Here is a 16,326-nt window from a genome sequence, read left to right as displayed (position 1 = left end):
ATATGACTTTACTGTTGCTTGTTCTTAGTGTTTTCCTAATTATTCTGCTTACCGCAAAGTGGGATGTGCACCCATTTTTGGCCTTGTTGGCCGCTGCCTTCTTTTTTGCCCTTGCCTCAGGAATGTCCTTTGATACAATTGTTGCATCTATTAACGGAGGATTTGGGACGACATTGGGAAAAATAGGTCTTGTCATCATTCTAGGGGTAATTATGGGCACTTTTCTGGAAGAATCTGGGGCAGCTTATAAATTGGCCGAGGTCGTTTTAAAACTCATTGGTAAGAAGAGGATACATGAGGCAATGGGTATGGTTGGGTTTGTGGTATCAATTCCGGTTTTTTCAGATAGTGGTTTCATCATTTTGGCACCGCTCAATAAAAGTCTAACTAAAAGAGCGGGATTATCTCTGGCAGGAACCGCCGTAGCTTTAAAATTGGGTCTATTTATCTCCCATATTTTAATCCCACCTACTCCAGGTCCGATAGCGGCGGCCGGAATTTTAAAAGCTGATGTGGGTCTGGTAATGCTTCTGGGCCTGATAATAGGTATCCCAACCCTATTGGTGGCCATCATATATGCAAAATATATTGGCAAAAGAAACTATATAGATCCTAACCCACAGGTGACCGCAGAAGAAGTTGAGCAACGACTTGAAAATGCACCAAATGCTTTTAAATCCTTTTTGCCCATTTTGGTTCCCATCCTTCTTATTCTTATCAAATCGGTAATGGAATTTCAACTTTCCGAAGAAGAATTGACAGGAACTTTGATAGAGATCCTGCAATTTGTTGGAACCCCTGTAATTGCTTTGTTAATAGGTATGCTCCTCGCTTTCACCCTGCCTAAAAAATTTGATCACAAAGTATTTTCAGGTACCAGTTGGATAGGAAAATCACTGAGTGAGGCATCCAACATTCTATTGATTACGGGTGCAGGAGGAATATTTGGTGCCGTGTTGCAAAGCAGCGGAATTGCTGATGCACTTACCGGCCTGGTTCAAGGAGCAAATCTTGGTATTTGGCTGCCTTTTATGCTTTGTGCGGTTATAAAGACTGCACAAGGTTCGTCAACTGTGGCGTTGATCACAACAGCATCTATTATTGCCCCATTATTAGGCACTTTAGGTTTTGATAGTGAGCTACAAAAAGTGTTGGTGGTCTTGGCCATTGGTGGAGGTGCAGCCGTAGTATCACATGCTAATGATAGCGGATTTTGGGTAGTGACCTCCATGTCAAATTTTGATACGAAAACAGGTTATAAATTATATACAAGAGGCACATTGGTGGTAGGTATATGCTCTGGTTTTTTGGTCTGGATTGCCTCATTATTAATTTCATAAAAAGTACGAAAATGCCCCATTTAGTGATCGAATGTTCAGAAAGGATATTGAAAAGGAAAGCTCCTGATCAAGTTATACAAACAGTTTACAATACCGTAATTTCTACAGATGGTTTTTCCAATAACGTTATGGTCAGAATCATTCCCTTCAAGCATTTCATTACGATGGGCTCCAACGACGATTTCATCTACATCTGTGCCCATATTTTGGAAGGAAGAACAACGGAACAGAAAAAGGAATTGTCTACAAAGGTCATTACACAATTAAAAGAAATGTTCCCCGAATTGTCAAAGATTTCCATGACTTTCAGGGAATTTGATAAGGCAACATTCACGAACAACTCAATGGTCTAAATTGATTAAAAATGAAAGCAAAAACCAAAGAAGCTGCAGAGAGATTGCATAGAGCGGCCCAAACACAAACCTATTGTTCCCCTATCCGGGAATTTATCGGTACGGAGGATTTGGAATCTGCTTATGCTATCCAAGATATAAATACGGAACATCGGGTAAAGTCTGGCGCGAGAATCGTGGGCAGTAAAATAGGATTGACCTCGGTTGTTGTGCAAAAACAGTTGGGTGTAGACCAACCGGATTTTGGGGTACTCTTTGATGATATGGAAGTGGAAAACGGTTTGGAGATGGATTATAACCTTCTTATGCAGCCCAAAGTAGAGGCGGAAATCGCTTTTGTGTTGAAATCTGATCTGAATGCTCCACAACTTGGGGCAGCAGATGTAATTTCCGCTATTGATTACACTCTTGCCGCCATTGAAATTGTGGGGAGTCGAATTGAAAATTGGGATATTAAAATCACAGACACTATTGCCGACAATGCTTCGGCAAGCCATTTTGTATTGGGTCATAAACCTGTAAGACTGGAAAACTTGGATTTAATAGAATGCACTATGGAAATGAGTGTTAACGGTAAAATAGTTTCTGAAGGTAAGGGAGCTGCCTGTATGGGTTCGCCCATAAATGCGGTCCTATGGCTGGCCAAAACCTTTGCCAAATTAGGAAGACCTTTAAAGGCTGGTGATGTTATACTTTCTGGTGCGCTTGGCCCAATGGCCGTTGTAAGTCCAGGAGATGAAGTCGTTACCAAAATTAGTGGTTTGGGTAACGTTTCGGTAAAATTCAGTAAATCTTAAGGTATGGAAAAAGTAAAATGCGCCATAATCGGTTCGGGAAATATTGGTACCGATTTGATGATAAAAATATTAAGGACATCCGATGTTTTGGAGATGTCCGTTATGGTTGGCATAGACCCAAAATCAGATGGTCTTGCAAGAGCAGAACGCATGGGGGTATCAACTACATATGAAGGTGTGGAAGGTCTTATAAGGATGGAGGAATTCAACGAAATCACTATCATCTTTGATGCAACATCAGCGAAAGCACATTTGTTTAACTACGAAAAGATAAAAGCATTTCCAGGGAAACAAATGATAGATTTGACACCTGCCGCAATTGGGCCATATCTTATTCCCCCGGTAAATTCCCAAACCATTACTAAAGGTGATAACGTAAACATGGTCACGTGTGGTGGTCAGGCAACCATACCTATGGTAGCGGCAGTTTCAAAAATTGCAAAAGTACATTATGGAGAAATCGTAGCATCGATTGCAAGTAAATCTGCAGGACCAGGAACAAGGGCAAATATCGATGAGTTCACTGAGACTACATCAGAGGCGATAGAAAAAGTGGGGGGTGCAGAAAAAGGGAAAGCGATCATTGTTTTGAATCCCGCCGAACCTCCTTTGATGATGCGAGATACCGTATTGACCCTGAGCGAGCAGGGTGATAAGGATAAGATTAGTGAAAGTATTGCTGATATGGTAGCCGAAGTGCAGAAATATGTACCAGGTTACCGCTTGCACCAATCAGTACAGTTTGATGACATTCCGGAAAGCAAACCTGTTTTTATAGAAGGTCTAGGTTATCGTCACGGATTAAAAACAATGATTTTATTGGAAGTTGAAGGAGCTGGGCATTATCTGCCAGAATACGCTGGAAACTTGGATATTATGACCTCAGCGGCAAAAGCAACGGCGGAAAAAATAGCACTTTCAAAATACCAAAATGCATAATCATGGGTAAAAAATTATACATACAAGATGTTACACTTAGAGATGGTATGCATGCCATTGGGCACCAATATAGCAAAGAGCAGATTTCAAATCTCTCTAGGATTTTGGATGACGCCAAAGTGGACGCTATAGAGATAGCTCATGGCGATGGGCTTTCTGGTGGTAGTTTCAATTATGGATTTGGCGCGCATACCGATTGGGAATGGTTGGAAGGCATTGCCGAAAACCTAAACCATGCCAAACTAACCACCTTGTTACTCCCAGGTATTGGTACAATTGAAGATCTAAAAAAAGCACGTGACCTTGGTGTCGAGAGTGTGCGTATTGCAACCCATTGCACCGAGGCCGATGTTTCGGCACAACATATAGAAAAGGCAAAATCTCTAGGGATGGATGTCGGTGGATTTTTGATGTTGGCGCATATGAGCGAACCCAAAGACTTAGCTAAACAGGCCAAATTAATGGAATCTTATGGTGCAGATTGTGTTTATGTGACCGACTCTGCAGGAGCTCTATTGATGGATGGAGTTGCCGATCGAATCAAAGCCTTTAAAGATGTTTTGAATCCGAAAACCGAAATCGGAATCCATTGCCATCATAATTTAAGTTTGGGCGTGGCCAATACCATTGTGGCCATGCAACATGGTGCAACACGATTGGATGCCTCTCTTGCAGGCATGGGTGCTGGAGCGGGTAATTGCCCTTTGGAGGTGCTTATTGCCGTACTCAACAAAATGGGAGCCGAACACAATAGTGATTTACACCAATTGATGGACGCCGCCGATGATATCATTAGACCTTTACAGACACGCCCAGTTCGTGTAGACCGTGAAACTCTGGCTTTGGGTTATGCTGGTGTGTATTCTAGTTTTTTATTGCACTCTGAACGTGCAGCTGATAAATACGGACTGGATGCTCGAGATATTTTGGCGGAACTCGGAAAACGAAAAATGGTGGGCGGACAAGAAGATATGATCGTGGATGTAGCATTGGATATGCTCAACAATTCAAAAAATTAGAATATGGCAATAGGAGGGTTCAGATCTTATTTTTTGTATTTCGCAATGACACTGTTGTTTTTGATAGGTTGTAGCCAAAAGAAAAAAGCCGCTAAAGCGGAAACAACCGAAATTCCAAAAGAGGAAACCGCTGACTCTACGACCCTAGCTGCCAAAGTCCTTTTTGAAGCGCATTGTTCAGGTTGTCACGGCCAACAAATGGAAGCTTTTGCAGATAGGAAATGGAGCCACGGAAAAGGATATGACAGTATTAAAAAGTCTATTACCGAAGGTTACATCAATGATGGAATGCCTTCATGGAAGACTTTGCTCTCAGAAAAAGAGATAGACAATCTAACCCTCTATATTAGAAAGGGCGTGGAAAGGGTAGAGCGCTATGGTGTTGAAAAGAATACTTTGACCTCTGATACTTTGGTCACCGAAACACTTACCATAAAATTGGACACCATATTTTCCGGTATTGAAGTGCCATGGGATTTGAACTGGCTGCCCAATGGTGATATGTTGGTCACAGAGAGAGCAGGAAGACTTTTTCGAGTTGACGCTGCTGGTCGAAAGTTTATCATAAAGGGTGTCCCTGAAGTGAGACACAAAACTCAGGCGGGGCTTTTTGAGGTCTTGCCCCATCCTAATTTTAAAGAAAACAATTTTGTGTACCTCTCTTTTGCCAACCCAAAAGTGGAAAAGAATGATACGACCGTTACCACTATGGTACGCCGGTATACATTAAAAAATGACCAGTTAAGCGATGACAAACTAATTTTTGATGCGGCACCCTACAACAAAAGACATGTTCATTTTGGGGCTCGCATGTTGTTTGATGATGATGGTTATTTGTTTGTAACAATAGGCGATAGAGGGGAACGTGATATAAATCCGCAAGATTTATCCAAAGTAGGTGGTAAAATACATAGGTTTCATGACGACGGCAGTGTTCCCAAAGACAATCCTTTTTTCAACTCTCCCAATGCTGTAAAATCCATTTACTCCTATGGGCACCGCAATCAACAGGGCATTGCTTTTCATCCTAGTACGAAGGCCTTATGGGAACATGAACACGGACCACGGGGTGGTGACGAAATCAACATCATAAACGTTGGAAAAAATTATGGGTGGCCCATTATTTCCTACGGTCTGAACTATGACGGTACGGTTTTTACCAACATGGTGGAGAAAGAGGGTATGGAATCTCCTTTGCACAATTGGACCCCTTCTATTGCGCCCTGTGGAATGACATTTGTAACCAGTAACAGATACCCAGGTTGGCAAGGAAATCTTTTGGCTGGCTCACTGCGTTTCGAATATCTTAACCGATGTGTTCTTGAAGGGAATAAGATCGTAAAAGAAGAAAAACTCTTTGAAGGTATCGGTAGATTGCGAAATGTAGAGCAAGGACCTGATGGGTATCTGTACATTTCCGTTGAAACCCCAGGCTATGTATTCAAACTTTTACCATTGTTAAAATCCAAAAAAAAATAGTTAACGCTCTAAATCAGAATATGGTTACTTTAAAAATTAACGGGAAAAAGCATGAAATCGATGTGGAGCCTGATATGCCTTTACTTTGGGCAATACGGGATGTAATTGGATACACCGGGACCAAATTTGGTTGTGGCAAGGGACTTTGTGGAGCCTGCATGGTTTTGATGGAGGGAAATGCCATAAATTCTTGCCTGACTCCCGTCTCTAGCGTGGAAGGGAGGGAACTGATTACTATTGAGGGGGAAACGGAAAACTTAGAACGTTTACAGGAATCATGGGCCGAACTCAATGTTCCCCAATGCGGTTTTTGTCAATCGGGACAGTTGATAACAGCTACTGCCTTACTCAACAATAACGAAAACCCCAGCGATGAGGACATCAACAATGCTATGGTACGAAATATATGCCGCTGTGGCACCTATACCCGCATAAAGGCCGCTATTAATCATTCCGTTGAATCAAAAAACAAGGAAGTGCGATGACCGTGATTGAAAATATTAGCCGTAGAAACTTTATCAAGGGTATGGGATTGGCCTCAGGCGGACTTGTACTTGGAACAACCGCAACATTATTCGAAGGTTGTAAACCCAAAGAAATCATTGAATTCAATCCGAATTTGTTCGTTCAATTGAATTCAGATGGGAATCTCATCCTCTTGGCCTCGCGTTCAGAAATGGGACAAGGGGTGCGAACTTCCATTACCTCCATCATTGCAGATGAGATGGAAGCCGATTGGAGCAAGGTGAGTATCAAACAGGCTACCGGAGATGCAAAATATGGTGATCAGAACACAGATGGTTCCAAAAGTGTTCGTCTAATGTATAATATCATGCGACAGTTAGGGGCTACCACAAAGGTGCTTTTGATTAATGCGGCGGCCACCAAATGGGGAGTTGCTGCAACGGAATGTTATGCAGAGAATCATTTTATTGTGCATGAAAGTGGAAAGAAAATTGGGTATGGCGATTTGGTTGAATTGGCAAAAACCATGGAAGTGCCAACCGAGGTCACGCTAAAGGACCCCAGCGATTTTAAATATATCGGTAAGTCTTTACCAAGTAAAGACGTTCAAAACTTATCTAGCGGTGGTGCAGTTTTCGGGTTGGATGTGAGAGTGCCCAGCATGAAATTTGCTGCCATTAAACGTTGTCCAGTGGCCTTTGGAACTGTTAAATCTTTTGACAAAACCGAAGCTTTAAAAATCAAGGGGGTCTTAGAAGTGGTGGAAATTCCAACCCTTCGAAAGGCCTTTGGTCCTTTGGGCGGAGTAGCCGTAATTGCAACCAATACTTGGGCGGCCTTTAAAGGAAGGGACGCTCTAATAGTAGAATGGGAAAATGGCGATAATTCCAGCTATGACTCCGAAGCATTTATGAAAGAACTTACTGATGTGGTTCATAAAAAGGGAAAGGTAGAAAAGAGTACGGGTGATATCAATAAAGCCTTTCGAACAGCATCAAAGATTGTTGAAGGGGGATATCAATTACCACATTTGGTCCACGCACCAATGGAAGTGCCCAATGCGGTGGCCAAAGTAATTGGAAGCACTTGTGAAATTTGGGCACCTGTTCAAGAACCGCAGCGCACTCGAAAAGAAGTGGCCGATTTCTTGGAAACTGAAATAGAAAATGTGACTGTGAATGTTACCTTTTTGGGAGGGGGTTTTGGACGTAAGGCGAAACCGGATTTTGTTGTTGAAGCTGCAATGATTTCCAAAGCGATAAAGAATCCTGTACAGGTTGTATGGTCACGCGAGGACGATATTCGTCATAGCTATTTCCATACCATTTCATCGCAGTACTTGAAAGGGGCTTTGGATGAAAATGGAAAAGTGATAGGTTGGCTGCATCGCTTTGCGCTACCTACGATTACCTCTACTTTTCAGCCAGAAGCAAATTATCCTGCAAAATGGGAAGCCTCAAGTGCTGTCAATGTACCATTTGAGATTCCGAGTATGCAGATTGAAACCGGTAAGGCCGGCGCCCATTTACGTATTGGATGGTTAAGGTCGGTTATCAATATACCCCATGGGTATGCCATCAATGTCTTTGTGGATGAATTGGCACATGAAGCAGGAATCGACCCGCTGGAATTTCGATTGAACCTTATTGGGAGCGATAGGATTGAAGAAACCAAAAATCCCTATAAATATGATACCGCACGTCTTAAGCACGTTTTGAAATCCGCTGCAAAAAATGCTGATTGGGGTAAATCGCTTCCTAAAGGCACTGGACAGGGACTTGCCGTGCACTATAGCTTTTTCTCGCATGTAGCTTGTGCGGCACAGGTTTCGGTGGCAAATAATAAAGTAAAGGTTGATAGTGTGCATATTGTCATTGATTGTGGTACCACTGTCAACAAAGACACTATTACTGCCCAGATGCAAGGGTGTGTAATTTTTGGGATGTCATTGGCATTTTATGGAAAAATAACAGCTAAAAATGGAGCCATTGAGCAAAGCAATTTTCACGATTATAGCATGCTTCGTATGCCCGACACCCCTGAAATATACGTGGAGATTATAGAGAACAATGAAAAACCATCAGGTGTTGGTGAACCGGGCGTGCCAGTCATTGCTCCTGCTATAGTCAATGCTATTTTTAATGCAACTGGAATAAGGTATCGTAATTTACCTCTGTCAGATTATAATCTGGTTTAAGTTTTTTAACCCGTGTCAGAATACTGATATTTAGAACACATTGATAAATATGCCGTCCTTAAAACAAAGACTCTCAAACGGGGAAACACTGCTAGGTACATTTGCAAGTCTAGGCTCTTCCATCACCACTGAAATCATCGGAAGTGCGGCATGGGACTGGATTCTTTTGGATCTGGAACATGGCTTAGGTTCAGAAAAAGATGTGTTGGGGCAATTGCAGGCCTTATCTAATACCCCTATTGAAGTAATAGTCAGGGTTGAGAGTTCCCACAAGGAAAGAATTCAAAAGGTCTTGGATTTAGGTGCTCACGGAGTTATGTGCCCACGGATTGAAACCACGGAACAAGCCACAGTTGCAATCAAAGCTATGCGTTATGCTCCTTTGGGCAATCGTGGAGTTGCTAAAATGATTCGTGCCACTAGTTTTGCAAGTAAGTTCGAATCGTATTCTACAAATAACATCAAAGAACTGTTGGGCATTATTCAAATCGAAACCGTTGAGGCCTTGGACCATTTAGATGATATAGCAGCCCTTGAAGGTTGCGATGTGCTTTTTATTGGCCCTTCCGACCTTTCCATGGCACTCGGAATTTTCGGTCAATTGGACCATCCCAAATTTTTGAAAGCCGAGGAGACGATTATTGAGGCTGCAAAAAGAGCTGGCAAGTCGGTAGGTGTTTTTATCGTAGACCCCGAAGATTTTTCAAAGTATTATCTAAAAGGAATTCGATTTTTTGCCTGCGGCACCGATGCTTTTTTCTTAAAAAAACAAAACCAGATAACGGCTGAGCGTTTATCTGAACTTAGAGATGATTTAAAAGACTAAAGAAATCCGATATCCTTGATTTCAAGTGTTGCCATGTAAATAAGCACTAACCATAACATATAAATAGTCTAAGAACTACTAACAAGATAAAAGGGTTAAAATAATGCATCTATTGGCTAAATAGTACCAGTAGATGGTTATAATTATTTTATTACTTGCAATAATCTAATTGAGCAGATAAAATGAAAAAAATAAAAATACTCAGTTTGTGTATTCTGTTGTTTACGGTTTCATGCAAGGAGGAAAAACAGAAAGCTCCTAAGGTAACTTCAAAAATCGTTGAGTTTGATAAAAATGCGGGTATTGTTAATAATACCAATAGTCCACATGTAAAACTTAAAAGCATCGATATTGGGGATTGTCGCTGGACGAAAGGTTTCTGGGCAGATAAGTGGAAAACTGCGGAAGAAGTAATGATTCCTCATATGGGAACAATTCTTAAAGGAGATATTGGTCATGGTTACAACAACTTTAAAATTGCAGCTGGCCTGAAAGAAGGAGATTTCAAAGGTTTCTCTTGGCATGACGGGGACTTTTACAAATGGATGGAGTCCAGCCTATACCTTTATGGTGTGAGCAAAAATGAAGCAATAATTCAAGAGTTGGATGAAATCATCGAAGTTATTGCAAAAGCTCAACAGGATGATGGCTATCTTTCCACTAGGGCCATTATTCAAGATAAAGTAGAGCCATTCACCAATAGAAGGTACCATGAACTGTATAATAGTGGACACTTATTAACGGCTGCATGTATTCACAATCGCGTTACTGGAAAAAGAAATTTTCTGGATATCGCCATCAAACATGCCAACTACTTATACGACCTTTTTGTGCCCATAACCGATAAGCTCAAAAGATTTGGATTCAATCAAACTCAAATTATGGGTTTGGTAGAACTCTATCGTTCCACGAAAGACAAACGATACCTAGAACTTGCAGAGCAGTTTATCAATCTTCGTGGCACTTATGAAATTATTGATGATGAAATGACAAAAGGCTATCCTATAGGCGATATGGTTCAAGAACGTGTGCCGTTTCGGGAAGAAACCGAAGCGGTTGGACATGCAGTTCTTGCGTTGTACTATTATGCCGGTGCGGCCGATGTTTATGCAGAAACCGGCGAGAAAGAGTTATTGGACGCGCTTGACCGTCTTTGGGACAACGTTACCAATAAAAAAATGTATGTGACCGGTGCCGTTGGGCAAACGCATTATGGCAGGTCTTCTAGGTTGGATAAAATAGAAGAAGGGTTTATTGATGAGTACATGATGCCCAACATGACGGCATACAACGAAACTTGTGCAAATATCTGCAACTCCATGTTCAACTATCGAATGTTGACGTTGAGCGGAGATTCCAAGCATGGCGATATTATGGAACTCGTCCTACACAACAGTGGATTATCAGGTATAAGTCTGGAGGGTAAAGATTACTACTATTCCAATCCCTTGCGCAAAATAGATGGAGCGTTGGATTATGAAAAAATGAATGTCGAATTTCCTAAAAGACAATCATATTTAGAGTGTTTTTGCTGTCCTCCCAACCTTGTTAGAACCATTGCCAAATCTCCGGGATGGGCCTATAGCAAGTCAACAAATGGAGTTGCGGTAAACTTGTACGGAGGCAATGAATTGGAGACGACCTTATTAGATGGTTCATCAATTAAATTGGAGCAGGAAAGCAATTACCCATGGGATGGTGCGGTTAACATCACAATTAAGGAATGTAAATCCGAACCTTTTGAAATACTTCTTAGAATTCCAGCTTGGGCCAAAGGAAGCTCTATCAGTGTCAACGGAAAAGCTATTGACAATATAGTTGCTGGCAGCTTTGCTAAAATTGAACAGACATGGAAAGCTGGCGATGTCATTTCCCTAGAAATGCCCATGGAAGTTAAATTTGTAGAAGGTCATCCACGAATCGAAGAAGTTCGCAATCAGGTGGCAATAAAAAGAGGCCCAGTAGTGTATTGTATTGAGTCTGCCGATGTACCCAAAAACACCGATATTTTTGATGTTTATGTCTCAACCCATAAAGATCTAAAGGCAAATTTCCGTCCTGATTTCTTGGGAGGAGTGACAACCGTTGACGGTGAAGTTTTGATACGCAAGGATAATGGTGAAGGAATGTATCAAGAAGTTGATCAACCCAAGTTTGAATCATACCAAACAAAACTTATTCCTTATTTCGCATGGAGCAACCGGGGAGAAGGTGAAATGACAGTTTTCATGCCGGTAGTTTGGAACTAAACCAAATACCAAACAGGAAAGAACTAAAAAATGAAAAAACGAATTGTTTTATTTCGAGGTATATGCCTTCTTTTCTTGGGATTCATATCCTATGGAAGTTTGGCTCAAGAAAGTAGTCCATACCCTTTTTCAGATCCTTCGAACGAGGGAGGTTGGGTATTGAATGAGGATTTGAGTGATGATTTCGAAGGAACTGAACTAGATCCAAATAAATGGTTTGTTGAAGGACAAAATGGAGATTACTATATCTGGAAAGGAAGACCGCCATCACAATTTGTGCCCCACAATGTCATCGTAGAAGATGGAAAGCTAAAATTGAGAACCCAATGGGAAGCTGATTACAAGTTTGCAAACGAAAACTACGCTGATGGAAATAATAATGATAAATATGGTGAGTTCGAGGGCAAACCCTTACCCGTTACCACAGCGGGTGTATTAACCAAAAAAAGGTTCCTTTACGGGTATATGGAGGTTAAATCTAAAGTTGGCAACGCTGCAATTACAGGAGCTTTTTGGGCTATTGGTTATGAACAGGAGTTGGATGTATACGAATTGATGGGTAATCCCAAAATAGCCGGAAATATAAGGGCTGACAGCTATCTGGCCACAGCACATGACTGGAGTCCCCCTGCAATAAGACCCACCAAAGTATTCAATCATATTGAAAACTTACCCTTCAGAACAGCTGATGACTTTCATGTATATGGAGCGGAATGGGGCAAAGATTACCTTAAACTTTTCATTGATGGAAAAATAGTGCATCAATTTACCCAAGATGACGTGGGTACCGATTGGGTGCTGAACAACCCAATGGAAGTTTGGCTGGATTCCGAAATCTTCAAATGGTTGGGGCTTCCGCACAAAGAAGAATTGCCAGTAGATTTTGAAATCGAATATATGCGGGTTTGGCAAAAGCCTGACGATAATTTGGTGCAACCAGCTTTCTATGGATTTGAAGGTCCCGTGTTGTACGAAGAGAATCCAAGACCTTTGAAAATGGTGCCTGAAGATTCTACACCCAACGATTATCAAAAATTTTGGTTAATAGATGAGGCTTCCTCTAAATATCTCTCAATCGTTCACGGTGATTATGCTACAGGTGTGAACAGTCTAAAGTTTAGTGGCTTTGGAAAAAACGAAAAACTAGAAACCGAAAAAGTAGTGGCTTTATCGCCAGAGGGAGCGATTAACATTCCTGCTGGCGACTATACGCTATCTTTTAAAGTGTGGTTGGATCAAGGTAGGATAACAAAGAAAATTTACCTCTCAATGGAAAATCCAAAATTGGAAATTCCAATAGATCTTACCGGTCTAGGTCGGCGCCAATGGGTGACCATTGAAAAGAAGTTTTCTAAAAAAGAATCTTCTAGTGCAAACGACCAGTTTAAAATTGAAATTCGTAAAACGGACGTTCCTAAGATTAAGGCTGTAAAATTTTACATTGACGACATCGCCATAAGACCAACAATGGAATAACATTACCTTTTTGTATGCATGAAATTGGTGAAACATAACATATATCTTAATGAATTGGTCCTAATATTTCTTTTAGGAGTTTTTTCATTTAGTTCCGCTCAAACCAATATCAAAAAACAACATTGGGGCAATGTTGGGGGCAAGCCCGTCTATCTCTATAGTCTAACAAACGCAAATGGAATGTGTTTGGAATTGACCAACTTTGGGGGTATTATCACTTCAATTTTTGTTCCGGATAAGGACGGTAACATGGCTGATGTGGTTTTGGGATATGACAATCTGCAACAATACATTGACCCCAACCCGAGCATGGGGGCCATAATAGGGCGTTTTGCCAATAGAATCAGGAATGGAAAATTTACCATTGACGGTCAAACCTACCAAGTTACTGTGGATAAAAAAGGGCATGCATTGCACGGTGGATTAGAATTCGAAAAAGCGCTGTGGGATGGTAAAATTGTAAAAAATAAAATGGGCAATGGTATCAAACTGCAGTACTGTTCTAAGAATGGTAAACACGGTTTTCCAGGAAATGTATCCGCCACTGTAACATATACCCTAACTGATGAAAATGCCATCCACGTGAAATTTGAGGCAGAAACTGATAAGACTACCCATGTGAACATGACCCAGCACAGCTATTTCAATTTAAGTGGTGTCAAAGAACTTATTTACAATCATATTTTAAGTATAGATGCCAATGAATATACCGAGCTTGATTCTGATGCTGTGCCAACCGGGGAGATTCAGCCTCTAAGGGGAAAAGCTTGGGATCTAAAAGAAATGACCCGAATAGGAGATAAGATACATGATATTCCCTTAAACGGATATCACCATTGTTATGTGCTCAACAAACCATTGGACAGTTTAAGAAAAGTTGTCAAAGTAATTGAACCAAAATCTGGTAGAATGCTAGAGGTATATACAACACAGCCAGGTATTGTGCTTTATGCCAGTAATGTTCTGAGTGATTCCATCGTTGGTAAATATGGAATAAAGTACCAACCACATGCAGCTTTTTGTATTGAAACGCAGCACTACCCGGATACCCCAAACTATTCTAATTTTCCGTCAACATTATTACATCCAGGGGAAAAATATGAGGAGACGGCCATTTATGATTTTGGGATATCCCATTTAGAATAATACTTAGGTCAAAAAAACGGGATAAAATAGGATTATCTGTAGGTATTATTCAGTAATGCACACAGCAAATCATTACCTAATTTGCACCAACGCTTTCAAGATTTGCAAAAACACCCTTAGACAAATAGGATTTTTTTAAAGAAACCAAAATGGTATGACCTTAAAAAAAAATAGTTTTCTTTTTCATTTTACACTCTTCTCTGGACTATCTTTTTTGGCGTTCGATGTCAGTGGTCAAGAGAATGGTTCTTTTGCGGAGGTACTTGCAGATTTTCCACGGAAAGAAAAGAACTTGAGAAAATGGGATGCTCCCGTTATTGCTGATTTGGATCAAGATGGGTATCCTGATCTAATTCTCAATGACCATGGACTTGGTATAAGTATTTGCTGGAACAACAAGGGAAAATTTACCAAGCCCTATGACTTGATTATGGGTGATTTGCATGGAGTTTCTGTTGGTGATTTTGATCTTGATGGCAACAACGAATTGATTCTTTCACGTGGTGGTGGCTCGGGCAGCAATGCCCGAAATTCAAAAATGTTTCGGGTAAGCAAACAAAGGGAATTCAAAGCGCTTAAAGATTTTAAGGTACCCTTGGAGTTGATGAGGGGGCGCACGGTAAAGTTTTTTGATGGAAATAACAACGGGAATTTGGATTTGGCGAATTTTGCTTTTCCATCCAAGGAAAAAAACGGAGCCTCGGAAAATTACATCTACAGAAACGATGGCAACGGTGAACTAGTGCTTGCCAGCACCCTTCCTGCGACAAAATCCGATGGACAAAAAACATTGTTGACTGATTTTAATGGGGACAATGTGATAGACTTGCTTTTATATGGCCATGGAATCGTAAAAGCTTATCAGGGGAATGGTGATTTATCTTTTGTAGCGGCCGACATACTTCCGTATGTAATGGAAGAAGTAACTGGGATCACAGAAATTGATTTTGACAATGATGGGGATTTTGATTTGTACATAACTCGAGGGAAAGACTTTGAAATTGGAGAAACCTTTTTGAACAAAGAGACTCAAACATGGGGGTTTTTTACCAAAAGAGGTGATTTTGAATTCGAAGATTTGGTAGTTGGTGATGTATTGAACATGAAAAATTTTCAATCCCAATGGCCTTTTAACGACGCCTACTACATTGGGGAATCGGCTTATCAATATGATTTTCCCGGAGAGACCCATTCAGGTAAGGATATACGATTGGTCAACAGCAATGCTTTGGGTTTTCCAGATAAACTGAATGAAAAAGGAGGCATCCATATAGGTTATGTGGGAAACGATAGTTGGCGTATTGCCGGGAATACTTGGTCGCCAACAACCGGTACAGTAATTGGAGTTAACCACTACCCTGAATACCAACACTCCAAAGGACTTCCAGATATTTTACTAGAGAACATAAATGGAAAATTTATTGATGTAACAAAAAAGGCCAATCTATTCATGGAAGAACATACCGTTGGCGCTTCTGCTGCAGATTTGGATAACAATGGCCACCAGGATATCATCATTATCAGAAGGGGCGAGCTGGTTTTTGAGAACGAATCCATCGTGTTTTTAAACCAGGGAAATGGAAAATTCCAACGGCTAACACATCATGGTGTATCGACTTCAGATACGGGTTCCATGGGAATGGCACTGGAGGTATTGGATTACAACCTTGATGGAAAAGTAGATATCATTATTGGCAATGAGCGTGGCAAATGGCACTTGTTCAAAAACGAGTCTATCAAGGCAAGCAAAGGTAATTTTGTTACTATCGCAGTAGGGAATGCACCTTCAGGAAAAGCTACGGCACTTGGAGCTTTGGTCAGTGTAAAAGCGTGTAAAGAAAAACAAATAAAGCGAATCGGTACTACTGGCTCGGCGTATTCACTTAGTTTCAATAACATGGTTCATTTTGGTCTAAGCGATTGCGATGCAGCTGTAAAAATAAAAGTCACATGGTCAAATGGTGAGATTTCTGAAAAGACCGTGAAGGTGGCAAACACAATGATTCAAATTGGCAATTGATCACGGATATAGTAGTGATA

General features: G+C 40.9%; 13 protein-coding genes. All 13 read left to right on the top strand.

What is annotated here, in order from left to right; all coding sequences use genetic code 11:
- Nucleotides 1–2 precede the first annotated feature (2 nt).
- The 13 genes from ACOOE0_RS00160 (at nt 3) to ACOOE0_RS00100 (ending at nt 16,306) form a co-directional block, all read left to right on the top strand.
- Nucleotides 3–1,340, top strand: coding sequence for a GntP family permease (locus ACOOE0_RS00160; RefSeq protein WP_420400474.1), 1,338 nt, complete (start codon nt 3–5; stop codon nt 1,338–1,340).
- Between the two features lie 11 nt (nt 1,341–1,351).
- Nucleotides 1,352–1,693 carry a 5-carboxymethyl-2-hydroxymuconate Delta-isomerase gene (locus ACOOE0_RS00155; protein ID WP_420400473.1) on the top strand — a complete coding sequence of 114 codons (342 nt, stop codon included), beginning with the start codon at nt 1,352–1,354 and terminating at the stop codon, nt 1,691–1,693.
- An 11-nt stretch (nt 1,694–1,704) separates the two neighbouring features.
- A complete protein-coding gene (locus ACOOE0_RS00150; protein WP_420400472.1) occupies nt 1,705–2,490 on the top strand; it encodes a 2-keto-4-pentenoate hydratase in 786 nt (261 codons plus the stop codon).
- A gap of 3 nt (nt 2,491–2,493) precedes the next feature.
- Entirely contained in the window at nt 2,494–3,429 is a 936-nt protein-coding gene (locus tag ACOOE0_RS00145; RefSeq protein ID WP_420400471.1) for an acetaldehyde dehydrogenase (acetylating), read from the top strand.
- Between the two features lie 2 nt (nt 3,430–3,431).
- Nucleotides 3,432–4,448, top strand: a complete 1,017-nt coding sequence (gene dmpG / locus ACOOE0_RS00140; protein WP_420400470.1) for a 4-hydroxy-2-oxovalerate aldolase — start codon at nt 3,432–3,434, stop codon at nt 4,446–4,448.
- A gap of 3 nt (nt 4,449–4,451) precedes the next feature.
- Nucleotides 4,452–5,927 carry a PQQ-dependent sugar dehydrogenase gene (locus ACOOE0_RS00135; protein WP_420400469.1) on the top strand — a complete coding sequence of 492 codons (1,476 nt, stop codon included), beginning with the start codon at nt 4,452–4,454 and terminating at the stop codon, nt 5,925–5,927.
- Between the two features lie 20 nt (nt 5,928–5,947).
- Nucleotides 5,948–6,412 carry a (2Fe-2S)-binding protein gene (locus ACOOE0_RS00130; RefSeq protein WP_420400468.1) on the top strand — a complete coding sequence of 155 codons (465 nt, stop codon included), beginning with the start codon at nt 5,948–5,950 and terminating at the stop codon, nt 6,410–6,412.
- Nucleotides 6,409–8,589 carry a molybdopterin cofactor-binding domain-containing protein gene (locus ACOOE0_RS00125; RefSeq protein ID WP_420400467.1) on the top strand — a complete coding sequence of 727 codons (2,181 nt, stop codon included), beginning with the start codon at nt 6,409–6,411 and terminating at the stop codon, nt 8,587–8,589. Before ACOOE0_RS00130 ends, ACOOE0_RS00125 begins: the two co-directional genes overlap by 4 nt.
- Nucleotides 8,590–8,638: 49 nt before the next feature.
- Nucleotides 8,639–9,415: an HpcH/HpaI aldolase family protein gene (locus ACOOE0_RS00120; RefSeq protein ID WP_420400466.1), complete on the top strand. Its 777-nt coding sequence runs from the start codon at nt 8,639–8,641 to the stop codon at nt 9,413–9,415.
- A 182-nt stretch (nt 9,416–9,597) separates the two neighbouring features.
- Entirely contained in the window at nt 9,598–11,664 is a 2,067-nt protein-coding gene (locus tag ACOOE0_RS00115) for a glycoside hydrolase family 127 protein (protein WP_420400465.1), read from the top strand.
- A 30-nt stretch (nt 11,665–11,694) separates the two neighbouring features.
- Nucleotides 11,695–13,140 (top strand): family 16 glycosylhydrolase, encoded by a 1,446-nt coding sequence (locus tag ACOOE0_RS00110; protein ID WP_420400464.1) that lies wholly within the window; start codon nt 11,695–11,697, stop codon nt 13,138–13,140.
- 18 nt (nt 13,141–13,158) lie between these two features.
- The gene (locus ACOOE0_RS00105; RefSeq protein ID WP_420400463.1) at nt 13,159–14,286 is read left to right on the top strand and encodes an aldose epimerase family protein; all 1,128 of its coding nucleotides are present in this window, start codon (nt 13,159–13,161) and stop codon (nt 14,284–14,286) included.
- A 154-nt stretch (nt 14,287–14,440) separates the two neighbouring features.
- Entirely contained in the window at nt 14,441–16,306 is a 1,866-nt protein-coding gene (locus tag ACOOE0_RS00100; RefSeq protein WP_420400462.1) for a CRTAC1 family protein, read from the top strand.
- The last annotated feature ends 20 nt before the right edge of the window (nt 16,307–16,326 follow it).

Source organism: Flagellimonas sp. (assembly GCF_965215805.1).
GTDB lineage: Bacteria > Bacteroidota > Bacteroidia > Flavobacteriales > Flavobacteriaceae > Flagellimonas.
Note: the sequence above shows the minus strand (reverse complement) of the source record. Positions and strands in the feature narration are given on the sequence as shown.